General features: G+C 71.4%; 13 protein-coding genes and 1 CRISPR repeat array (1 of these 14 cut by a window edge). Of the genes, 7 read left to right on the top strand and 6 right to left on the bottom strand.

Annotation, left to right across the window (positions count from 1 at the left end):
• Positions 1–100: 100 nt before the first annotated feature.
• Entirely contained in the window at positions 101–1,018 is a 918-nt protein-coding gene (locus WMF44_RS32745) for a TIGR01777 family oxidoreductase (protein WP_437293977.1), read from the top strand.
• Between the two features lie 581 nt (positions 1,019–1,599).
• Here the strand turns inward: WMF44_RS32745 and WMF44_RS32740 are convergent.
• Positions 1,600–3,456, bottom strand: a complete 1,857-nt coding sequence (locus tag WMF44_RS32740; protein ID WP_437293976.1) for a HEAT repeat domain-containing protein — start codon at positions 3,454–3,456, stop codon at positions 1,600–1,602.
• A gap of 190 nt (positions 3,457–3,646) precedes the next feature.
• Between WMF44_RS32740 and WMF44_RS32735 the strand changes: the two genes are divergently transcribed.
• From WMF44_RS32735 to WMF44_RS32720, 4 genes are all read left to right on the top strand, one after another.
• The gene (locus WMF44_RS32735) at positions 3,647–4,897 is read left to right on the top strand and encodes a glycosyl hydrolase family 18 protein (RefSeq protein WP_437293975.1); all 1,251 of its coding nucleotides are present in this window, start codon (positions 3,647–3,649) and stop codon (positions 4,895–4,897) included.
• Between the two features lie 108 nt (positions 4,898–5,005).
• Complete coding sequence (locus WMF44_RS32730) at positions 5,006–5,593, top strand: thioredoxin family protein (RefSeq protein ID WP_437293974.1); 588 nt, start codon at positions 5,006–5,008, stop codon at positions 5,591–5,593.
• A 435-nt stretch (positions 5,594–6,028) separates the two neighbouring features.
• Entirely contained in the window at positions 6,029–6,901 is an 873-nt protein-coding gene (locus WMF44_RS32725; RefSeq protein WP_437293973.1) for an STAS domain-containing protein, read from the top strand.
• 35 nt (positions 6,902–6,936) lie between these two features.
• A complete protein-coding gene (locus WMF44_RS32720; RefSeq protein ID WP_437293972.1) occupies positions 6,937–7,692 on the top strand; it encodes an SAM-dependent methyltransferase in 756 nt (251 codons plus the stop codon).
• A 207-nt stretch (positions 7,693–7,899) separates the two neighbouring features.
• On the opposite strand, the gene WMF44_RS32715 is transcribed toward WMF44_RS32720, so the two are convergent.
• Both WMF44_RS32715 and WMF44_RS32710 read right to left on the bottom strand, forming a co-directional pair.
• Complete coding sequence (locus tag WMF44_RS32715) at positions 7,900–9,399, bottom strand: hypothetical protein (RefSeq protein WP_437293971.1); 1,500 nt, start codon at positions 9,397–9,399, stop codon at positions 7,900–7,902.
• A 2-nt stretch (positions 9,400–9,401) separates the two neighbouring features.
• Positions 9,402–11,603, bottom strand: a complete 2,202-nt coding sequence (locus WMF44_RS32710; RefSeq protein WP_437293970.1) for an SUMF1/EgtB/PvdO family nonheme iron enzyme — start codon at positions 11,601–11,603, stop codon at positions 9,402–9,404.
• Between the two features lie 487 nt (positions 11,604–12,090).
• Between WMF44_RS32710 and WMF44_RS32705 the strand changes: the two genes are divergently transcribed.
• Together WMF44_RS32705 and WMF44_RS32700 are read left to right on the top strand one after the other, a co-directional pair.
• Positions 12,091–13,515 (top strand): porin, encoded by a 1,425-nt coding sequence (locus WMF44_RS32705; RefSeq protein WP_437293969.1) that lies wholly within the window; start codon positions 12,091–12,093, stop codon positions 13,513–13,515.
• Between the two features lie 276 nt (positions 13,516–13,791).
• Positions 13,792–14,628, top strand: a complete 837-nt coding sequence (locus WMF44_RS32700) for a hypothetical protein (RefSeq protein WP_437293968.1) — start codon at positions 13,792–13,794, stop codon at positions 14,626–14,628.
• A gap of 263 nt (positions 14,629–14,891) precedes the next feature.
• On the opposite strand, the gene WMF44_RS32695 is transcribed toward WMF44_RS32700, so the two are convergent.
• The 3 genes from WMF44_RS32695 to WMF44_RS32685 all read right to left on the bottom strand — a co-directional run bounded on the left by WMF44_RS32695 (position 14,892) and on the right by WMF44_RS32685 (position 18,663).
• A complete protein-coding gene (locus WMF44_RS32695) occupies positions 14,892–15,965 on the bottom strand; it encodes a hypothetical protein (protein ID WP_437301640.1) in 1,074 nt (357 codons plus the stop codon).
• 179 nt (positions 15,966–16,144) lie between these two features.
• On the bottom strand, positions 16,145–17,227 hold the full coding sequence (locus tag WMF44_RS32690) for a hypothetical protein (RefSeq protein WP_437293967.1): 1,083 nt from the start codon (positions 17,225–17,227) through the stop codon (positions 16,145–16,147).
• Positions 17,228–17,310: 83 nt separating this feature from the next.
• Positions 17,311–18,663 carry an RNA polymerase sigma factor gene (locus tag WMF44_RS32685; RefSeq protein WP_437293966.1) on the bottom strand — a complete coding sequence of 451 codons (1,353 nt, stop codon included), beginning with the start codon at positions 18,661–18,663 and terminating at the stop codon, positions 17,311–17,313.
• Between the two features lie 1,259 nt (positions 18,664–19,922).
• Positions 19,923–22,695: direct repeats of the CRISPR family, unit length 36 nt; unit sequence CTCTCCGCCGCTGAAAGGCGGCGGCCCCATTGAAGC; it runs 708 nt beyond the window's last position.

Raw genomic sequence — 22,695 nt, 5'->3', positions numbered from 1 at the left:
CTCGGCGTCACGACTGGACAGCTGCAGGCCGTCCGAGCGCTCCCCGGGCGGCGCTCGAAGGGGAGCCCCGCCTCCGTCCGAGCCGTGATAGATAGATCGCGTGAAGACGGTTCTTGTCACTGGCGGCAGCGGGTTTATCGGGCGCGGTCTCGTGAAGGATCTGCTCGCGCGGGGTGATCGGGTGACGGTGCTGACGCGCGACGTGGCGCGGACGCAGGCGGCGCTGCCCGGGGCGCGCGTCGTGTCGTGGAGCTCGGACGCCCCGGGGCCGTGGTTCGAGGAGGTCGACGGGGTGGACGCGGTCGTCCACCTCGCGGGCGAGACCATCGTCAAGCGGTGGACCGAGGAGGCGCGGCGCGAGATCCTGAGGAGCCGCGTCGACACGACCCGCCTCATGGGCGAGGCGATCGGCAAGGCCAGGCGCAAGCCCGGCGCGTTCCTCTGCGCGTCCGCCGTGGGCTACTACGGCCCGCAGCCGGGCGACAAGGTGCTCGACGAGGACGCGGCGCCCGGCGAGGGCTTCCTCGCCGACGTCGTCGTCCGCTGGGAAGAGGCGGCCCGCGCCGTCGAGGAGCAGCACGGCGTCCGCTCGGTGCAGCTGCGCATCGGCGTCGTGATCGGCGAGGGCGGCGGCGCGCTCGACAAGATGATCGCCCCCTTCCGGTTCTTTCTGGGCGGGCCCGTCGGCGACGGCAAGCAGGTCATCTCGTGGATCCACCGCGACGACGTCGTGGGGATGACCCTGCTCGTCCTGGACAACGACGCGGTGCGCGGCCCCTTCAACATGACCGCGCCGTACGCGCAGACCGGCGACGAGGTCGCGCAGGCGATCGGCGCGGTGCTCCACCGGCCGTCGTGGCTCCGCGTGCCCGAGGCCGTGGTGAAGCTGGGCATGGGCGACGCCGCCGAGATCGTCACCACCGGGCAGCGCGTCTATCCCAGGCGGGCGGAAGAGCTCGGATACACGTTCCGCTACGCCCGCATCGTGCCCGCGCTCGAGTCGATCCTCCGCGGCTGAGCGCCCGCGCGCGGCCGAGCGCTGGCTGCCCTGCGCCAGGGCGCGGCCGCGCTTCAGCCGCCGCGCCGCCGCCGGAGCGGCGCGCTCGAGGCGGGCAGCTGGGCGCCGCGCCACGGCGCCCAGCTGCTGCCTACACGAGACAAGAGCCGCCGGTGGCGCGCTGAGAAGTCGACCTGTGTCGAGCAGCGCACCATCGGGAGCCCGGACGGCGGTTTCCCAGCGCTCCCCCAAGCGCTCCGTCCGCTTCCATGCTTACGTCATCGCGCTCCGAGAATCTCTCGGGATGAGTTGGATTGGCGCGTGCAGGGTATCCCGACTGGATGTCGACGTGCACCCTCCAGAAGCGCCGCGACAACCAAACTCGTTAGGGGAATCCCTTTGCCGCAGCGCACAATCGCGGGGTTGCTCGTCCTCCTCGCGTGAGGCTCGTCCGAGGCGCGGTTTCTGGCGCGTGAGAGAGGGGAGGAGCCAGGCGCAGTCTGCGCTCGCTGCCCGGACAGCGGATCACCCCCGAGCAGCTCCGTTGTGGTTCGTCGTGGAGCCCCGGCGCGGCGGGCGGGCGCGTGGTCGTGCAGGCGCGCTCAGGGGCTGAGGCCACGGCTCTGGAGGATCTCTCGCACAACCGCCTGCGCGGAGCCTGTCAGCTCGGAGAGCGAGCCGCGGGCGAGCTCCACGAACTTCATGCCGCGCACGCGCTTGAGCGCCTCGACGGCCACGGCGCGCTCCTCGGCGCCCTCGTGCTGGAGGATGCCGAGGAGCATCTCGCCGGCCTCGAGGGTGTCGATCTTCGCGATCGCCCGCACGGCGCTGGCGCGCACGGCGGGGGCCTGCGACTCGCGGTAGATGCGGGCGAGCGGATCGAAGGCGTGGGCGAAGCGCAGCTCTTCCAGCGCCCGGGCGGCCTCATGGACCACGGTGGGATCGGGATCCACGAGCGCGTCGCGGATGGTGATGAACGTGCGCTTGTAGAGGAAGTGGGACAGCGCGCGGACGACGGCCACCCGGATCTTCGGCTCGGCGCGGCGGAACAGGCGCTCGAGGGGCGAGAGGATCGTGTAGAGCTCGACCGTCGCGAGCTGCTCCGCGAGGCTGATGAGCTGCTGCGCGGGGGCGGCCTCGGGCGTCGCGCCCTCGACGGCGAGCGCGGTGAGCCGGGCGAGCATGGCGCGGCGGCGGGTGACCTCGGACCACTGCGCCGGGTCGAGCACGATGTCGCCGCACGCCTGGGCGGCGCTGCCGGCTTGCTCCCACTCGACGAGGTCGATGTGCCAGACGTCGGGGAAGCCGAGCTCGTGGCGGAGGTGCGCCGGCAGCGGCGCGGCGTCGATCGGCAGGTCCTGCGCGTTCACGTAGCGGCGGCCGGCGCGGGCGTAGTGCTTCTTCCGGGTCTCCTCGAGCGGCAGCTGCGTGAGCGCGCGGTAGACGCCGCCCACCTTGCTGTACTGCCCTGCCTCGCCGAGCGCGATCACGGCGGCGAGCAGCGCGTTCTCGGCGATCTCGGGCGGGGCGGCGCGCTTCTGCGAGACGGCGGACACCTCTTGCCAGAGGCGGGCCTGCGCGAGCACGGCGAAGTTGGCGACGGCGGCGAGCCCCTCTTTCCGGGCGTACGCGGCCATCTCGCGGGCGAGCGTGGCGGCGGCGGAGACCTCGCCCTGCTTCTCGGCCGCGGCGACGGCCTCCTCGTAGGACTGGAGCGCGTAGTAGCGCAGGTGGTCCTCGCGCAGGATGCGGATGACGTTCACGTAGCCCTCGAGGACGTGCTCGAAGGCGCGGCTCTCGCGCCCGACGGCGATGAGGACCTGGTAGCAGTCGAAGGCGCGCTCGCGCTGGCCGATGGTCTCGTACCTGTCGGCGGCCTCCTCGAGCAGGTGGACGGAGGCGAAGACGGCCTCGCGCGCCGCCGCGGCGTCGCCCGTGCGCAGCGAGGTGCGGGCGAGGTTGAAGCGGGCGAGGCCGGCGGCGTAGAGGTCGCTGCCCGACGAGGAGAGCAGCTGGGCGAGGCGCGACCAGAGGGCGCGGGCGCGGGCGAAGTCCTGGCCGCGCTCGCGGGCGATGGCGGCCTGCGCGACGAGGCCGGCGGCCTCGTACTCGTCGGCGGCGCGGCCGTAGAGCCGCTTCTGCCGCTCGGGGTCCTGCTCGCGCTCGGCCCAGGCGAGCACGGTGCGCGCGCGGTCGATGGGCGGGACCTTGGCGATGAGCGGGCGCTGGCTCTGCTCGTTGCCGCCGTACCAGGAGACGGTGAGCGCGCTCCGCGCGTCGCCCAGCCGGACCAGCACGTCGCGGAGCTCGTCGGTCATGGCGACGTACTCCTCCTCGCGGGCGATGGTGTGCTGGAGGGCGCTGAAGAGCGCGTCGCGCGCGCGCGTGAGATCGCTCCTGGCCAGCGCGGAGCGGGCCTCGTCGCGGAGCTCGTGCAGGGGGCGGACGCCTTGGGTCATGCCGGGGGCGAGCGTAGTACACCGGCCCTGGCCGAGGGAGCGGCGGGCGGCTGCAAAATGAGGGGGTTCCTCAGGGCGCGGGGATGGAGCAGCCGTCAAACGGCGCATCGCGGGCGCTGCGTGAGGCGGCCCGCGGAAGCGTGAGAACCGGGCTGTCGGCGCGGCGGCGGGCTGCTAGAGCGCGGCCGATATGAAGCTGTTTCACCAGACTCTGATGCTCGCCTTCTCCGCCGCGTTCTCCATCTCTTGCGGTGGCGCGGCCGAGCGCGCGCTGCTGCTCGACGAGGTGGGGAGCGCCGAGCTCTCGGCGTCGACCGCGCCCGGGGCGCGGCGCGCGAGCCAGGCGACGCGCGCGCCGGGCGAGGAGGCGCCGGGCGATCACCGCTTCTGCGGGTGGCTGCACGAGTTCCTTGGAGATCCCGAGTCGACGGAGCTCGGATACGACACCTTCGCGGCCCACGCGGGGGCGTTCGACGCCGTGCACCCGAAGTGGTGGCGCGTCGCCTCGCCGACCCGCTTCGAGAACCACCCGCGCGGCCGGGAGGCGCCGTTCGCCGGTTTTCACGACCCGCGCGTCCTCGACCGCACGACGGCCGGCGGCGCGCGGACCCGGCTCATCCCCCTCATCGCCGCCATCGACCGGCCCGACGTCGTCGCGGTGCACGCCATGCTCCACGATCCTGCGCTCCGGGCGAGGCACGTGGAGGGCGTCGTCGCGCTCGTGGTGGAGAACGGTTATGACGGGATCGACATCGATTACGAGCACCTCTCGTCCGTCCTCGGGCCGGGCGAGACCGTCCGGGCCGAGCGGGCGGCCTTCTCGGCGTTCATCGACGAGCTCGCGCGCGCCCTCCACGCGCGTGGAAAGGAGCTCTCGCTCGCGGTGCCGGCGGTCGCGTCCGCGAACGGCGTATTCGACTACGAGGCGCTGAGCGCGTCGGCGGATCACGTGCACGTGATGGGCTACGACTACCACTGGCACGGCGGAGCGCACGTGGGCCCCGTCGCGCCGCTCGGCTGGCTGCAGGAGACCGTCTCGTACATCGGATCGCTCGACGGCGGCGCGCGCCGCGAGAAGTTCATCTTCGGGCTGCCGAACTACGGTCTCGTCGGGCCGGAGGCGCCGGGGAGCGGGGGCGCCGTGGTGGGGTGTGAGCCGCTCAGCAAGTGCCTGGAGCTCGCGGGCGACGGCTACGAGACGAGCTCCGAGCACATGAGCCGGTGCCCGGACGACGAGGGCGGGCGGCTCGCGGCGGGGAGATCGCCGAACCGGCTCCTCGCGAGCGGCGAGCGCCTCTTCTTCGAGGACCTCGCGTCGCTCGAGGAGAAGGTCGCCGTCGCCGAGCAGGGTGGGCTCGGCGGGGTGACGTACTGGAGCATCGGCGGCGAGCCGGGCGGGGCGGCGTTCTTCTCGATGATCGAGCGTCACTTCCCGAGGTGATCGCCGCGCCCTCGGGCCGCCTCGGCCGCGAAGGCGGGGGAGGTGGTCAGCGGCGGGGGCCGCGGCGTGGTAGGGTGCGCGCCGTCACAGCGAGAGGAGAATCCTGTCATGGCACGCACCCCGTCCACGATGCTTGAGCTGGGCACCCCGGCGCCCGACTTCAGGCTGCCCGACTTCACAGGAAAGCAGGTCGCGCTGTCGGATTTCAAAGCGCAGCGGGCGCTCCTCGTGATGTTCATCTGCAATCATTGTCCGTTCGTCAAGCACATCCGCCACGAGCTCGCCCGGCTGAGGCGCGATTATGGCGCTGACGACGTGGCCATCGTGGCCATCAACTCGAACGATATCGTCGCGTATCCAGCGGACAACGCCGAGGCGATGGCCAGAGAGGCGCGCGAGGTCGGCTACACGTTCCCTTATCTCCTCGACGAGGCCCAGCAGGTCGCCAGGGCGTACCGGGCCGCCTGCACGCCGGATTTCTACCTCTTCGGCCCCGATCGCCGGCTGGTCTACCGCGGTCAGCTCGACGACAGCCGTCCTGGCAACGACGTCCCCGTGACGGGCCGCGATCTCCGCGCCGCCATCGACGCGGTGCTCTCCTCGGCGCCCGTCCCCTCGGAGCAGCGCCCGAGCATCGGTTGCAACATCAAGTGGAAGCCCGGCAATGAGCCGGGGTATTACGGCAGAACTCCGTAACGATCCCTGGAAGTACGCGCCTGACCGGACCCGGCGGAAGCGCACGCTTCACGCCGGCAACGTGGTGCCGGGTGCGGGTTCAGGCGACATGGACGTGCTGGAGCCGGTCGGCGGCAGGCCCAGGAGCGCCGAGGCGCGGGCCACCCCTCGTGCGGTGGTCGCGCCGCAGCTGCGCGCTGCTGTCGTCATGGAACATGGACAGTCAGGACACTGATCCTGTAGGTTCACAGTACGGGGAGTGAGACCTCGTCTCGGGGGCGCGTTCCTCGCGAAGCCATACATTCGCCTGCATGGTGAGTGGGTTGAGGCATGAGGCCGAGGTCCACTCCAGTCTGGATCTCGGAACGACGAGCGCGATCCGAAGGCGGCCTACTCTCCCACTTCGTGAGCGCCCATGCGACACAACACGGTCAAGGCCAAGGAAGGGGACCTCCTATGCAGAGCTGGATCGGCCCGGAGCGCCAGGCGCTGGCGAAGAGCGCGGCGAAGGTGCTCAAGGACAACGCCCTACACAACCGCAGCGGTCTCCCGCCATTTCGATTGCCGCAGGTCGCGCAGCAGATCCTCGACGCGCTGTTCCATTTCTCCTCCACCGTCGACGCGGCGCCCGTCATGTCGCTCGGGCAGAAGCTCGGGCAGCAGGGGCTCGGGCTGCGAGCCCTCCTTGGACTGAGCCGCTTCCTCGTGCGCGAGGTGCTGGCGCGCCTGCCCGGAAGTACGCCCGAAGCGCTGGAGGCGGCGGCGCTGGTGAACGACTACCTGACGCTGCTCGTGGACGCGGTGGCAGAGCAAGAGAAGCGCGAGGTCGGCGTCCAGCGCGACGAGATGCAGCTCGCGCTCGAGCGCGCCATCCACAACCGCGAGCGCGAGCTGCGCCGGGTGATCATCGAGCTCTCGACGCCGATCATGCCCGTGTACGATCATATCTTGGTGCTGCCGCTCATTGGAAAGCTCGATACCGAGCGAGCGGGGAGGATCACCGAGTGCCTGTTGCGAGAGGTGGTGGACCGGCAAGCGCGCACCGCGATCATCGATGTGACCGGCGTGCCGGCGATGGACGCGGAGGCCGTCGACGCGCTCGTGCGCACCGCGCGCGCGCTCGACCTCCTCGGCACCCACCCGGTGCTGGTCGGCATCCGCCCCGAGGCGGCCCGCGTGCTGAGCGATCAGGACGCCCACCTCGCGGGCATCGTGGTGCTGGCCAATCTGCAGAGCGGTATCCTCTATGCGCTGCGGCGGGAAGGGCTCGAGGTGCGTGGCGGTCCGCGTCCGCAGCGAGGAGCTGCTGGCTCGTATCGCGGCCGTTGACGAGCGCGCAGTGAACTCACTCTAGGGAGGAAACCATGGAGATTGACACGACCAAGCCGCACGTCGGTCGGGTGTACGACTATGTTCTCGGAGGACACCACAACTACGAGGTGGATCGCGCCGCCGCCGCGGCGATCATGAAGCTCGTACCCACCTATCCGAAGGTCGCGAAGCTCAACCGCTGGTTCATCCAGCTCGTGGGGCAGCGATGGTCCGAGGCGGGTATCACGAACGTGCTCGATCTCGCCTCGGGGCTACCGACGCAGGGCCATCTCAACGACTACCTGCCTGATGCGCGCATCCTGTTTTCGGACGTCGACCCGGTGAGCGTGATCTACGGCGAGCAGATCCTGGCTGACAGGCAGAACATGCGCTACATCCAGGCCGATGTGCGAGACCCGTCGCCGTTGCTCGCGGCGGCGGCGGAGTTCTTCGGCGCGGAGCGCCGCATCGCGGTCGGAGGCATCGGCATCTTCTACATGATGGACGATGAGAGCTCGCGCGACATCCTGCAGAAGCTGCATGCGTTCTGCGCCTCTGGCAGCGTGCTGGCGCTCAGCTTCATCATGTCGCGCGGCGCCGCGGCGGCGGGCCAGCTGAGCAGCGCCGGATCCCTCGCCGGGGTCAAGGTCTATCCGCGCACGCCCGAGGAGATCGCGGCGCTCGTGGCCCCATGGAAGGTGGATGAATGCCGGCCTCTGGCGGAGTGGCTCGGCATCGACGACTTCATTACCGAGGAGGAGTACGCGGTGAACCCGTTCGAGATGCGGGGCTTGATAGCGCATCACTGAAGGAAAGCCCGCTCTCCACCTCCCATCAATTTCGGCAAACCCGGTCCCGCTGCACAGCGCCTGGAGGATGGTCCGTTCCCCATCTCCCCATCTCCCCATCTCCCCATCAATTCCCGTAGGCCCGAGGAGGGAGGTTCTGCCGCACGGCGCCTGGGGGATGGGCCGATGTTTGAGCACGTGGCCTGAGCCTTGCCCAGCGGGCAAGGCTCAGGCCACGTGCGAGTTCGGCGGGGCCCCCAGGCGCCGTGCGGCAGAACCTCCCTCCTCGGGCCGGTCCTGTCGGTCTTTCTCCCCGAGGATCGCCTTCGCCGCGCTGGCCCGAGCCGCCCCGCTCGCCACCGTCGCGTGGTCGACAACCCAGTGCGCGTCCAGCAGATCCAGGTAGTCGAGGTCCAGCTCCCCCCCCGATGGCAGCATGAACACCGCCGAGATGTGCGCGTGGCTCTGCACCGCCTGCACCATCTCCCGCGGGATGTAGAGCGCCGCGTGCGTGAAGAGGTGCACCACCGGCGTGCGCGGATCGTGGTGCCGCGTCAGATCCAGATCCGTGGCGAGCTCCGCGAACACGCGCGCCGGGTTCCTGCCCCGCTCCCCCTTGAACGACAGGAGGTGCGCCGTCGGCAGCTGCCCGTTCTTCGCCCGGTAGAGCTCGTACAGCCGCGCGTCGAAGAAGCGGAACGCCACGTCCTCGCCCTCCAGCAGCAGCCGCTTGCCCGTCGCGATCGCCATCCCCCGCGCGAACGTCTGGCGATCGCCGCGCATCGACGCCGACGCGTCGATGAGCAGGTAGTGGATGCGCCGCTGCTCGTCCCGGCTCTGCTCGCGCGCGAAGTACAGCACCTCGTTGTCCGCGATGCGGCGCGCCAGCTCCATGTCGTCCCACGCGAGCTCCGTCAGCACCATGCTGTCGATCGAGCCGCGCGTGCCCAGCCCCGAGTAGCCGTGCGCCGCCGTCGTGCCCGCGGCCGGGCGCGTCTTCGTCTCGAGCACGCTCGGCAGGATCTCCAGCGAGAAATTCACGATGTCGTTCGCCTCGGGCGACGAGAGCGCCGCGAGCAGATCGACCTGGGCGAGCGCCCCGGCCGACGCCTCCGAGCCCAGCATGCCGAACAGGCGCAGCGTCTCGATGTCGAGCGCGTCCGACATCGTGAGCACGTACAGCCGGGAGACGTCGAGCGCCTCCAGCGCCCGCTGCTCGAACTCGCGCCGCGCCGACAGGAACAGCCCGCGGAGCTGCGGCTCGATCCCGTCGAAGAGCGCCGCGTCCGCGGGCAGCATCGCGCGGTAGGCCGGCGGCGTGTGGGTCCGCGCCGCGACCGCGCCGAAGAGGCGCGACAGCACGACCGTGACCAGATCGTCGCTCATCCGGAGCTGCGCCGCGCACCGCGCGGCCTCGCTCTCGGCGAGCTCCCGGAGCACCGCCCGGTAGCCCTCCACGACGCGCTCTGCGTCCCGGAGCCGGCCCGCGAGCTCCCTCGGGTCGCAGCGCGGGCCGAGCTCCAGCTGCTCGCGCGGCGTCGAGAAGAGCAGGCCCGCGTCGTGCACCAGCGCGAACGGCAGGACCACCCCGAGCCGCTCCAGGCTCTGGTGCCACCGGATCGCGCGCAGCGCGAGCGACGAGCTCAGCGGGCGCACCTGCGAGAACGCCAGCGTGCCGAGCGGGCCGGCGATGGCGGGGTTCGCGAGCTGCGACGTCGGGACCGGCACGGCTACAGGCGCGCGGCGCAGCGGAAGCCGATGCCCGGCGCGCTCGCCGTCGCCAGCTGGTGGTAGCGGAACGCCGGGTTGAGCCAGAGCGCGAAGCCGCCGTTGTAGGCGCCGCCCCGGATCGCCTTGCGATCGCCGGCAGGCGCCCCCTTCGGGTTCACCTGCTCCTCGTCCTTGTAGGTCTCGAACCAGTCCGCGGTCCACTCCCACACGTTGCCGACCACGTCGTCGGCCCCGAACCTCGTCCTGCCGTTCGGGAACGAGCCGACCGGCGCCGTGCCGGAGAAGCCGTCGTCGGCCTCGTACATGCGCTCGCTCGGCGTGAGCCCGCGCGCCTTCTCCCACGCCGTGCACTCGGTGCCGCACGCGTTCATGAAGGTCTGGTCGCCGGGCTTGTCGCCCCAGGGGAACTTGCGCCCGTCGGAGCCGCGCGCCGCGTACTCCCACTCCGCCTCGGTCGGCAGGCGCTTGCCGTTGACCTCGCAGTAGGCGTTCGCGAGGCTCCACGGCAGGCAGTTGATCGGGTGCTTCTCGAGCTCGGGCTTGCCGAAGGTGCACTGCTCGGCGAGGGCCGCCAGCGTCTTCTTGTGCGCGGCGGCGGGCGCGCCGCTCGTGTTCGGGAAGTCGGGCGCGGCCGGGGGCCGCTTGCACTCTCCCTTGTCCGAGCACGCCTTGTAGTCGCCCGCGGTCACCTCGTGGACGTCGATGCAGAACGTGTCGATCGTCACCTTGTGCGCGGGCTGCCACAGCTTGAACTCCGGCTCGTCGGAGCCCATGAAGAACTTGCCGCCCGGGACGAGCACCATGCCTGCAGGGCACTCGGTCCGCCGCTCGGGGAGCGCGGCCGCCGCGGCCGTGGCGCTCGCCGTCGGCGCCGCCGCGGTGGCGGACGCTGTGGCGACCGGCGCGCTCCGCGACGCGTCTCCCGCGGGCGGCGCGCCGCGCAGCAGGCTCCAGGTGATCGCGCCGCCGGCCGCGAGCGCGAGCGCGACGCCGCCGAAGAGCAGCGGGCCCTTCGACCTCGGCGCCGCCGCGCCGCCCGCGGCGCTCGATCCGGCCACGGAGACCGGCTGCGACGTCAGCGCGGGCGGCGGCCCCGGGGCCGTGGAGGGCGCCGCCATCGTCGGCGCGGTCTGCGCCTGCAGCGAGATCCGCGGCGAGGACGCGAGCCGCGGCGCGGACGTGCGGGGCGACGGCGCGCCGGACGGGGGCGCGAGCGAGCCGCCGCCCGCGGAGAGCGCCCAGGTCGGGTCCTCGGGGAAGACCGCCCGGTGCAGCGCCGACCAGAAGCGGCCCATGGTGGGGAAGCGGTCCGCCGGCGCGACGGCGAGCGCCTTCGCGAAGACCGCCTCGACCTCGTCGCTGACCGTGAGGCCGAGCGTCCGCGGGGTCGGCCGGCGCGACGGATCGCGGCTCGCGACAGCGAGCTGGAGGTAGTCGTCGCCTTGCAGCGCCGGCGCTCCGCCGAGCATCACCTCGATCATGATGAGCGCCATCGCGAAGACGTCGGTCCAGGGCCCGGTCGCGCCGTGGGTGCGGCTGAACTGCTCGGGGGCGCCGTAGCTCGGCGTGAACGCGGTGATGTCCTTGCCGGTCTGGGCGAGCGCCGTCGCCGCCGCCGCGTGATCGGCCATCACCTTGGCGATGCCGAAATCGAGCACCTTCACGAACGTCGAGGCGTCGCGCGGCTGGCCGATGACGAACAGGTTCGCCGGCTTGATGTCGCGGTGCGCGATGTTCCGCGAGTGCACGAGGTCGAGCGCGATCGCGGCCGACTCGAGCAGCGCCATCGTCGCGCGCAGGTCGCGCGCCGGCGCGCCGTCGGTCGTCTCGTCGAAGAGGACCCGATCGAGCGGCCTGCCGTCGAGCCACTCGAGGACCATGTAGGGCAGCCACTGCCCGTCCGGCGCGTTGAACGTGCCGATGTCGCGGGCCTGGACGATCGCGGCCGAGCGGCTGGACAGCTCGGTCATGAGCTTGCCCTCCTGGATGAACGCCTGGAGCAGCTGCTCCCGCTGCTCGGCCGGCGCGCCCCCGAGGAGGGTGAAGCACTTGACGGCGACGGGCTGCTTCCAGATGACGTGCTCGGCCCTGTAGACGACGCTGAAGCCGCCCTCGCCCACGGCGTGATCGATCCTGTACTTGTCGGCGATCAGGCTGCCGGCGATGTTGAGCGGATCGCTGCGGTCCGGGTTCTGGCTCATGAGATCCCTACGCACCGCGGCGGGGCCCCCGATCGGCGCCTCGTGCGTGCGTCGGGGCCATCTTAGTTGCCTCGCCGTCGGTTGGAACCCTTTCGCGCGATCCGGCGCCCTCCCCGGGCCGGAGGCGCCGCCCGCACCGGGCGTCCGATATGGCGGATGTTCCAAGGCCCGTTGGATGGTGGGGGAGCCCGCATTCATGGATCATTGTGGGCGCGATCCATCTCTTGACAGAGATCTTCGTCCGTTATATTGGATGACACATTCGGTGGTTCCCTGCTGGCGTCGCTGCTGCCCAGCCGGGTGCTCCTGACCGCGGCCTCTCGTCTGCGTTTCGTGCGTGGGACGTCGAGCGCAGGCCGGGGAGCGATGGTCCGCTGCCTGCGAGGGCTTTGTGTGCCTTTGCGCCGGCGGCCGGTGTTGGCCGTGCGCGCCGCGCGTAGAGCGCCGTGCGCCGTCAGCAGCTGGTTTGATTCGAGGAACAACGCGCTTGAAATCGATCAACGGAAAGAAGTCGCACACGGTCCGCGCGGCAGCGGCGCTCTGGCTCGTCGCCGCCGCGCTCCCCTCCCAGGCGTCGGCTCAGCAGCCCGCGGCGCCGCCCCAGGCCCCGGCGCCGCCCCAGGCCCCGGCGCCGCTCCCGGCCCCGGCGCCGCAGGAGACCGGGGCGGCGGACGGCGTCGAGCCGCTGAGCCGCCGGGTCGCGGAGCTCGAGCAGCAGCAGCGCGCGCTGATCGAGCGCCTCGAGGCCGAGCGCAAGGCGGCCGCCGAGGAGCGGGCCAGCGCGGCGAAGGACAAGGGCAGCGCCGTCAAGGTGACGGCGGCTCCTGGAAAGGGCTTCACCGTCAAGACGGCGGACGACAAGTTCTCGTCCACGATCCGGGCCCGCGTGCAGCTCCGCGAGACCATCACGCACACGGCAGAGGACGACACGAACGAGATCAACGTGAAGACGTTGCGCCTCACGACGAGCGGGCATGTCCTCTCGCCCGATCTCAAGTACAACGTGCAGCTCGCCTTCGGCGGCAACGACTTCGAGAAGGACAGCGCCTCTCCCGTCTTCGACGCCTTCGTCGAGTACACCGGGATCCGCGATCTCAACGTGCGTGTCGGCCAGTTCTTCGTCCCGTTCGACCGGGCGCGGACCACGCGCGAGTTCACCCTCCAGCTGGTCGATCGCCAGATCGCCGTCCGCGAGCTCACGCTCGATCGCGACGTCGGGCTGATGCTCTCCTCGCCCGATCTCTTCGGCCTGGGAGGCAAGCTGTCGTACAACCTCTTCGTGGGCGGCGGCGAGGGGCGCAACCGCTTCGGCGGCCAGAAGCACGGCCCGCTCGCGGTGGCGCGGCTCGCGGTCCGCCCGTTCGGCCCGTTCGACGACGACCAGGAGGGCGACCTCTCTCGCGAGGCGCGGCCCCGGCTCGCGGTGGGCGTCGCGGGCGCCTACAACCACCAGACGAGCCGCCAGAGCAGCACGTACGGCGCGACGCTCGCGCACGGCGCGGCCGACTACCTGCATGGCGCGGCGGATCTCGTCTTCAAATACGCCGGCTTCTCGCTCTCGGCCGAGGCCGTGGTGCGCCACGCCGAGCGGGATTCCTTCGAGGGCGAGGTCGACGGCGCGCCCGTGCGGGAGTGGACCCGGTCGGGTTACGGCTACTTCGTCCAGTCGGGCTTCCTGCTGACCGAGCGGGTCGAGGTCGCCGCGCGCTGGGACCAGATCTTCGCGGAGCGCGGCACCGATCCGAAGCTCGTCAATCTCGTCGACACGCAGGGAAAGCAGGTCGGCGGCGGGCTCAATTATTATGTGAACGGGTATGCCCTGAAGATCCAGGGCGACTATTTCTACATCTTCGGCAAGGACACCGCCGACGCCCGCCACGTCGGTCGGCTCCAGCTCGACGCCACGTTCTGAAGGGGAGGGGGCGCGCCAGGGGAGCGCGCTCTCCCGATACGGATCGCAGAGAGGGAGAGGCGGGCGCGGCGCGCTGGTGGCGACCTGCGCGCTGGCGAGCGGCGTGGCCGGCCAAACCAGGCCTGGCCGGCCACGGCAGTCCAGAGCAGGTCGGTACAGCAGCGTGTGCAGCGCACTGGAGAGAGCGAAACCACGGGGGCCTCGCGCGGCCCCATTCTTGCCATGGCGTTCGTCCGCGGCGCAACCGATTGTGCCGTTTCAGGGAAGGAGTTCACCATGGCTCGTTCATTCACCTCCCAGGATCTCGTTGCTCTCCCGCGCCTCAACGCCGCCGAGTCGGTCGTACTGGGCACGGAGCTCATCACGGTGGCTGACGCGAGGGAGCGGCAGCTCAAGCCGAAGAGGCTGCCGGAGGCGATCGGTCGATCGAAGGGGCGCCTCGCGGCGGCGGTCGACGCGCTCGAGACGCTCACCCGGCCGCGGGGGGGCGAGCCGGTGGAGACGAAGACCAAACCGAAGGCGGATCGCACGCTCGACAACGCGTGGAGCGGGACGTTCGACTGGCTGGGCGGCTGGTGCAAGCTCCCGCCGGAGCGGTTCCCGGAGGTGGGTGAGGCGAAGGAGCTGTTCCAGCTGCTGTATCCGGACGGCCTGTCGTTCACGCGGCTGCCGTACAAGCTCGAGTGGAAGGAGTCGAAGGCGCGCCTCGACGCGGTCCGGAGCGGGCGTCACGAGCGGACGTTCAAGAAGCTGGGCGGCGAGGCGTTCCTCGCGCACCTGGAGGAGGCGCACGAGGCGTATGGCCGGGCGCTGCACATCACGGCGCCGAAGCCGGCGAGCGCGCCGACCGGCGACGTGCGCGCCGCGTTCCTGACGGTGCTCGCCGCCCTGCGCGACTATGCGGCCCGGGTCGCGGCGCACGCGGATCCGGACGTGCGCGGCAGCGAGGAGGTGAGCGCGGCGCTGCTGGAGCCGCTGGCAGCATGGCAGTCGAGGGCCTCCGGCGGGAACGGCGGGGCCAGCGAGGGCGAAGAGGCAGAGGCGGAAGAGGCGGGGGAGGAGGGGGGAGGGGAGGCAGAGGCGGAGGAGGAGCCGCCGGGCGATCCGGCGTGAGCGGCGCCTCCGGGGGGAGCGGCGCATAGGCGTCAACCAAGCTCCGCGCCGCGCTTTGCTACATTCGAACGTTGATGTGGTCGTGGTCGTCAACGTTCGGCCGTGAACGACGACGTGAACGTTCACGTTGATGACCGATGGGTGGGGTCAGGCGGGCGCGTCTGACTCTGCAGCGGCGCACCACCGGCCACGGAGATTCAAGCACTCCTCTCGCTAATTCCAAGGCAGTGCCAGACATCGGCCGCCGGCCGGCGCCGGCACGCTCAGGCGATGCAGCAGAACGTGGACGGCTCGGCCGGCTGAAGCTCGCCGACGGGCTCGCCGCCCTGCGGTACACACGCGCCCGGCTCCACCGCCACGACCGCGGCCGACTTGCTCCCCAGGCCGACGCCGGGCGGCGTCACCCCGCAGAACGGGACGCTCGAGTCGACGAGGGTCGACGCGACCATGTCGGTGCACGCCGCGTCCCGGTACACGGACGCCATGATCGTGCACGAGGCGCCGGTTGGCTCGCCGCAGCTGCAAGACGTGCAGTCGCGGCCGTCGAGCACGTCCTTGTAGAAGACGTGCTTCTGGGCGTAGCCGTCCGGACAGGCGGCGTCGCCCTCGTGGTAGACGCACGTCAGGAACGCGGGCGGCGCTGCCGGCGCGCACGTCGTCGCGTCGGCGCACGCCGTGTGCGCCCCGGCGACGCAGGCCAATGCGCCCGTCGCCCACCAGAGCGGGCTCTGGGGGATCGGCTGCGGGACTTCGATGCGCGGCGTACACCCGCCAGCCGTGCTCGAGGGTGCCGCGATCGCCAGCGACTGCACGCAGGGCTCGCCGTCGCAGTCCTGATCGGCGGGGATCGCGCTCTCGGCGGTGCAGGCGCCGTCCCATGCGTCGGGCGCGGTGAACGGCGTCGCGATGGCGTCGGGCTCATCGCCTCGGCACGAGGACGACGACGCGGCCCACGCGGTCGGGAGCGCACACGACACCTCGGGCGGGTCGCACGCGCAGGTCGGGCACGTCGTCGGCACCTGCTGGAGATCGGCGAAGCCCTCGTACCCGATCGTCGGCGCGTCGGCGGGGCAATCGGGGGCGGCCTCCGGCGGGCCGAACCAGAGGAGCGCAGGGCCAGACCAGCCGAGCGGTGCGGGAGGGACGCACTGGCCGGAGCACAGGGCGCTGTGCTCCTCACCGCCGGCGCCGCCCTCACCGCCAGCGCCGCCCTCACCGCCGGCGCCGCCCTCACCGAGGTCTTCCGAGCACCACTCAGGATAGTGGAGGAGCTCTTCCTCCGAACATGGGCCTTCTATGATGATCGGAGCCTGGCTGCAGCTGGCAGCCAACAGCACTCCGGCAAGGGCAAAGCCCGGCACGCGCATGCGTCGCAACTTATCTGAACGATGGTCCTCCGCGCAAGGAGACGGTTTCCCACCGGGCCTCGTGCGCATTGAGCATTCACTGAATCGAGGAAAATTTCTCATCCTTTTACCTCGGGGGGGAGGGCGGATATTTCTGCCGCCGGACCCCATCATAAGTTCAGCTGTAAACCGATCCCGAACGCCACACCGAGCGCGGGAGCGCTCCAGGCCGCGCGATCCGTTCCGGCGATGCCTCGACGGCGGAGGAGCGACGCGTCGACCGTGCGCCAGACCGGCTCGGCAGTTCCGTACCCAGAGAGGCCCTCCGAGATCGGCCACCGGACGCCGGCTCGCGCGCCGAGCCCGGCACGAAGAGTCAGCACGGTTCTCGCCAGCCTTGGAGCTTCGGGCACGGCACGGAGCACACCCAGCTCTCCGACCCCGCACGCGAAGAGAGCATGCCGGTGAAGGCACAAGGCGGCGTTCGCGGTGAACGCCGATGTTGCCACACGCACGTCGTCCACGTTGGTCGACAGCGATGAGAGCCCGCGCGCTTCCAGCGCGACCGACCATGCCGGCCAGCGGCCGGCGACCGACAACGTCGGACCCACCGCGACGCCGGGCGTCAGCCCCAGCGCCATCGCGGCGCCGGCGCCGACGGTCCAGTGGAAGCGCTCCGCCGCGGCTTGCCCCGCGCTGCCCGGGGGCGGCGCCCGCAAGGGCGGCCGCTCGCGCGCGGGCGGCGCCTTGCTCGGCGGTGGAGGTGAGCGCGGCGCCTCGTTCGGCGGCGGCGCCGGCCGGCCCGCGCACGGGTGCTCGGGGGAGCACGGCGCCTCCGCCTGCGTCGCGCGCTCGTTCTGCGGGGCCGGCGCCGGTTGCGGCGGCGGGAGCTCGCCCATGTCGTCGAGCTGCACGGCGATCAAGAGGGCCGCCGTCGAGACCAGCGTCTTGCAGTCGCCGCGGGTCCTGTGGCCGTCGGTCCAGAGCACCACGCCGCGGCGATCGCGGAGGTAGATCGACGCGATGAGCTCCCCTCGGTCTCCTTCTATCGACGCCTCCATCAGGAGCGGAGCCTCCGCGTCGAAGGGATCGAAGCCCATGCGCCGGGCGATCGCTGCGCGCAGGAACCGCCCGTCGGGGCAGCGCTCGGTGCCTGGGCCGCGCGTGAGCTCGATCCGCACGCGGGCCCGGGGCGGTCCGGTGTCGGCCCGGCTCGGCGCCGCCGCGCGCAGCGCGACGAGGGCCGCGACCATCGAAGCGAACGCCGTGTGCCGAGCCCGCTCTCCCCATCGCGGGGCGCGCGACGCGACGCGCCCGTGACGCGGTGGACTTTCGCTCATCGCTGCGCGTCCCCCGCCGTGCCGCCGGTCGCTGTCACCGGCAGCGCCTCGGCCCTCGACCGGAGCCGCTCGCGCACCAACGTCAGCCGGCTCGGTGGAAAACGCCGCGCGTGCGCGTCGAGGTGCTCGAGGGCGGCGGCGCGCTCGCCGCGCGACAGCGCCGCCCTGGCCGCGTCGAGCAGCGCGAGCTCCTCGCCGAGCGGATCCTGGCTCTCGGCTGCGAGCGCCGGGGCGCGCCTCGACCCGGCGGGCTGGCGCTGGCCTTGGGCCTCGGTCGCCCGTGCCGCGGGCGCTCGGAGGCCCGGGATGTCGTCGGAGGGCGTCGAGCCGCCGGGGCGCGGCGCCCCTTCGAAGACGCCTCGGGGTCGCGGCGCCGGGGCCAGGTTCGTGCCCTGTGCGAGGAGGAGGGGTAAGGCGAAGGGACCGAGGTGGCGCGCCCAGTCCACCGGAGCTCGAGCGAGCTCGGTGGCCAGGAGCAAGCCTCCGGCGATGCCTGCCGCTCCCCACCCGAGCGCCGGGCGAGCGGTCCGGGCGAGCGGGCGCGCGAGACGCGCAAGACGTGCTCGCCACCTCGTGCCGACGACGCGAGCTCGGGCGCTCGGCGCGGCCGGGTCGCTCGCGGGCAGGAGCGCGTCGCGGAGCGACCGCAACGAGGTCTCGGAGAACAGCAGGAGCACGAGGAGGCTGGACCGGAGCGCCTGTCTCTCCTCGGGGCGCAGCCGCTTCTCGGCGGCGCGGTAGTCCCGGCGCGCGCGGCGCAGCCGGCTGGCGGCGGTGTTCTCGTTGAGCCCGAGGGCGCGCGCGATCTCGCGCACCGGGACGTCGTACGCGTCGGCGAGGACGAGGATGGCGCGGCGCTCGGGCGCGACCGCCGACAGGAGGCGGATCGCGAGCGCGATCCGCTCCTCCGCGGCGATGTGGCGCTCGCTGCTCACCGCGGCGTCTGCCCGCTGGAAACAGGAGGCGTCGGCAAGGCCTACCGGGACTTCACGGCGCCGGTAGGCGCGCTCCAGGTGATGGCGGACCTTCCGCCAGGCGATCCCGAAGAGCCATGACGCCTCCGCCCTCCAGTGCTCGCCGAGGTGCGCTGGTCGAGATGGCCTGGGCGCGCCCGCGGGAGCGTCATGCGGGCGAGGACGTGTGTCGCTCGGCGCGCTGTCGGCGGCGACGGCGGGCTGCGCGGGCGCCGGGGCGGATCCCGGGGCGTCTGGCGAATCGAGCAGGGCTGCGCAGGGCGCGCCGCCGGAGCGCATGGGGTCGTACCGGGGGAAGCTGCGGTAGGCGTTCAGGAGGACGTCCTGGCACACGTCGTCGAGGTCGCCCTCGGCGATGCCGAGGAAGCGGAGCATGCCTGGGAGGACCTGAACGGCCGTTGCGTGCATGGAGGTCCAGGTGCCGTGCTGGACCGGGGCGGTCGGAGGATGAGAAGGGCTCATGCTCAGAATTACGTCGCGTTTCTAGGGACCGTCCCGGAATCGTGCCGGGCCGGACCGGGGCCGGAGCGAGCCGGGGCGGTGGCGGAAGGGGCGGCTGGGGCGATCGGAATCCGCAGCATCTCCCGGCCAGAGACGCCCGCCGGGCCCGGAGACGGCGCCAGGACCGGGACCGGGGAGGGGATCTGCTCGCCGGCCGATCGAGCGTGCGGCACCCAGATGCGTGATGCAGCTCACGTCGACCAGAAAAGTGGAGTGATCTTCCTGGGGTACAGATCTGCCCGACCACGATGCGTTGTGGTCGCGGACAAGCGCGCTCGGGAGGGGACCAGGTCGCGCTGTGGTCGGAGGCGAGCGCGCTCGGGAGGGGACCAGGTCGCGCTGTGCTCGGAGGCGAGCGCGCTCGGGAGGGGACCAGGTCGCGCTGTGGTCGGAGGCGAGGGCGCTCGGAAGGGGGCCAGGTCGCGCTGTGGTCGGAGGCGAGCGCGCTCGGGAGGGGGCCAGGTCGCGCTGTGGTCGGAGGCGAGCGCGCTCGGGAACGGCGTCTTCGTGCCTGCAGATCGACTCCATCGCCGTTGTAATGGGGGCGGCAGGCCGTCCCTCCGGCCCCGAACCGGATGACATGAGGAAGTAACGAGCGCCGGCTCCGAGGGAGCGCGTCTTCCGCGAGGGACGGCGGCCGCGAGGGACGGCGGCGACCCGCCGGGGAATCACGGCGAACGACGGCAGTACGCCGGAAGTGCGAGCAGAGGTGGGTTGGGTGCTACCAAGGGCCGCAGCCATCTCAGCTCCACGTCGTGAAATCCACCGTGGGCGAGCGAGGGCGAGCAGCTCGCCAGCGCGAGCGGCAGGGGTGGCCGCACCCTGGGCAAGGCGGGTGGACGACCGGAAGAGGCAGGGCCGGAGCGGCACCGCTGCCAGCAAGGACGAAAGGCAGGCTCCCGGGAGGCGGGGGTGTGGTAAAAGAGGGGGGACGGGCCCGCTGCGAGCGGTGGAGTGACGCGAAAATCCCGGGAGGCGCTCGCAACGCCGGTAGGTGTTTGAAATAACGATGGTTTTCGAGTGCGAGGAGGGCCCCCGGAGGGTCCCCGCGAGCCGGCAGAGGGGGGTCGAACGGGAACCTCTCGCAAACCGGCTTGCAAGTACGCGAAATGTCAGGTACGTCTGGGAGGCCTCTCTCCGCCGCTGAAAGGCGGCGGCCCCATTGAAGTATAGTATCACGTAGTTCGTACGTGTCAACAACCGCGAGCTCTCCGCCGCTGAAAGGCGGCGGCCCCATTGAAGTAGAGCCTCGGCGAGGATGGCGAGCGGCTTGTCTGGCGCCTCTCCGCCGCTGAAAGGCGGCGGCCCCATTGAAGTGTGGCGGAAGGTCACATCGCGTGTCGGAGCCTGGCTCTCCGCCGCTGAAAGGCGGCGGCCCCATTGAAGCAAGAACCTCAGCACGTGGCACCTCCAAGACCCGGGCAACGTCTCTCCGCCGCTGAAAGGCGGCGGCCCCATTGAAGCGCCATGTCACGCACGCTCTGAACACCCACGTCGTGGCTCTCCGCCGCTGAAAGGCGGCGGCCCCATTGAAGCGAGGCGAGAAGAGCGGAGGCTAGGGCCAGGGCGATAGCCTCTCCGCCGCTGAAAGGCGGCGGCCCCATTGAAGCATGCTCACCTAGGACCCCTGACAAGCGCCCACTCTTTCTCTCCGCCGCTGAAAGGCGGCGGCCCCATTGAAGCATCTTCGTTCGCCGCAGCCCGTGGCCCGCTCTGGCTGGCTCTCCGCCGCTGAAAGGCGGCGGCCCCATTGAAGCATCTTCGTTCGCCGCAGCCCGTGGCCCGCTCTGGCTGCTCTCCGCCGCTGAAAGGCGGCGGCCCCATTGAAGCGTCACCCAGGACCGGATCGCTCGGCATGCCCTCTGGCTCTCCGCCGCTGAAAGGCGGCGGCCCCATTGAAGCGCGGTGATGGTGCCGGCGCTGCTCTTGGGCGCCATGAGCTCTCCGCCGCTGAAAGGCGGCGGCCCCATTGAAGCATCTTGACTCAGGTACTCGACGAGCAGCACCTCCTTCTCTCCGCCGCTGAAAGGCGGCGGCCCCATTGAAGCGAGCTGCCGTGGAGCGTCGTCGCCGTCCCACGGTGGCTCTCCGCCGCTGAAAGGCGGCGGCCCCATTGAAGCTGGGAGCACGCGTTCGCGCTCGCGATGGACGCCGCGTCCTCTCCGCCGCTGAAAGGCGGCGGCCCCATTGAAGCCTCCTATGCCCGCTATCAGGCAGGCTGTGGCGATGGGTCTCTCCGCCGCTGAAAGGCGGCGGCCCCATTGAAGCAGCGCCCGGTCAACCCCGGCGCGTCGTGGCTCGGCCTCTCCGCCGCTGAAAGGCGGCGGCCCCATTGAAGCGTGCGAGCTCTGCGGCGCCGACTGCGCGCACCCCGACCTCTCCGCCGCTGAAAGGCGGCGGCCCCATTGAAGCCTTCGCGGCGGCCGTGGGCATCCGCGGCACCAAGTCGCTCTCCGCCGCTGAAAGGCGGCGGCCCCATTGAAGCGGCGCCTGGGGATCGACCCTGCGGCGCTCGCCCGGCATCTCTCCGCCGCTGAAAGGCGGCGGCCCCATTGAAGCGCAGGCTCCTGCGAGGGGTGCAGACCCGCTTTCATCAGCCTCTCCGCCGCTGAAAGGCGGCGGCCCCATTGAAGCCGGTGCCGCTCCAAGGAGCCGCCGCGACTCGACAATCCTCTCCGCCGCTGAAAGGCGGCGGCCCCATTGAAGCCGGAGACCGGGAGTTCGAGATCCTCCTCGGGCATGCCTCTCCGCCGCTGAAAGGCGGCGGCCCCATTGAAGCACGTACCAGGCGGCCTTCTTGAGATCCTCGACGGGAGACCTCTCCGCCGCTGAAAGGCGGCGGCCCCATTGAAGCGGCCCGTCGACCCTGCGCGCGCCCTTCGGGCACTGCCTCTCCGCCGCTGAAAGGCGGCGGCCCCATTGAAGCGGAGACGTGGTTGACGTCTGCGTGGAGATCCCGAGCTCCTCTCCGCCGCTGAAAGGCGGCGGCCCCATTGAAGCACCAACCAGTTGGACGCGTCCAACATGTTGCCCACCTCTCCGCCGCTGAAAGGCGGCGGCCCCATTGAAGCTGGGGCTCCTTCGGCTCGGCGCGGAGCCGCTCGACGTTCCCCCTCTCCGCCGCTGAAAGGCGGCGGCCCCATTGAAGCGGGCGGTCCGCGGCCATCCCCGGCTTCGAGCTCGTGACTCTCCGCCGCTGAAAGGCGGCGGCCCCATTGAAGCAGGTTGAAGCCGACCGCGTCGAGTGCGTCGTCCGGCTCTCCGCCGCTGAAAGGCGGCGGCCCCATTGAAGCGAACTCCTGCCCGTAGGCAGAGGCGGCGAGTGCAAGCACTCTCCGCCGCTGAAAGGCGGCGGCCCCATTGAAGCTCAATGATCTCTTCGAGAGTTTCCTCGACTTCATCGCTCTCCGCCGCTGAAAGGCGGCGGCCCCATTGAAGCCACAACTCCAGGCAGAGCTTGACGAGCGGCGCATTCTCTCCGCCGCTGAAAGGCGGCGGCCCCATTGAAGCCAAGGAGCCTGACGCCCGCCGGCCACGTGCAAGATCCAGCTCTCCGCCGCTGAAAGGCGGCGGCCCCATTGAAGCATGTGATTGGACTGCGATAGGGTGGGACGTGATGATCCTCTCCGCCGCTGAAAGGCGGCGGCCCCATTGAAGCCGGTTGCGTCAGAAGGCCGGCGTCCGTCCAGCCGTGCTCTCCGCCGCTGAAAGGCGGCGGCCCCATTGAAGCGCACGCCGTGAGGCGTACTTATCCTGTAAACTCTTGGGCTCTCCGCCGCTGAAAGGCGGCGGCCCCATTGAAGCAGGGTGATGATGTCCCTCCCCGCGTTCACCTTCCGAAGCTCTCCGCCGCTGAAAGGCGGCGGCCCCATTGAAGCCGGCGATGAGGCGGTCGGGATGAGCGGC

It is taken from the genome of Sorangium sp. So ce426 (assembly GCF_051475585.1).
Classification (GTDB): Bacteria; Myxococcota_A; Polyangia; order Polyangiales; family Polyangiaceae; genus Sorangium; species Sorangium cellulosum_B.
The sequence above is the reverse complement of the archived record's forward strand: the minus strand, read 5'-3'. Positions and strand labels throughout refer to the sequence as shown.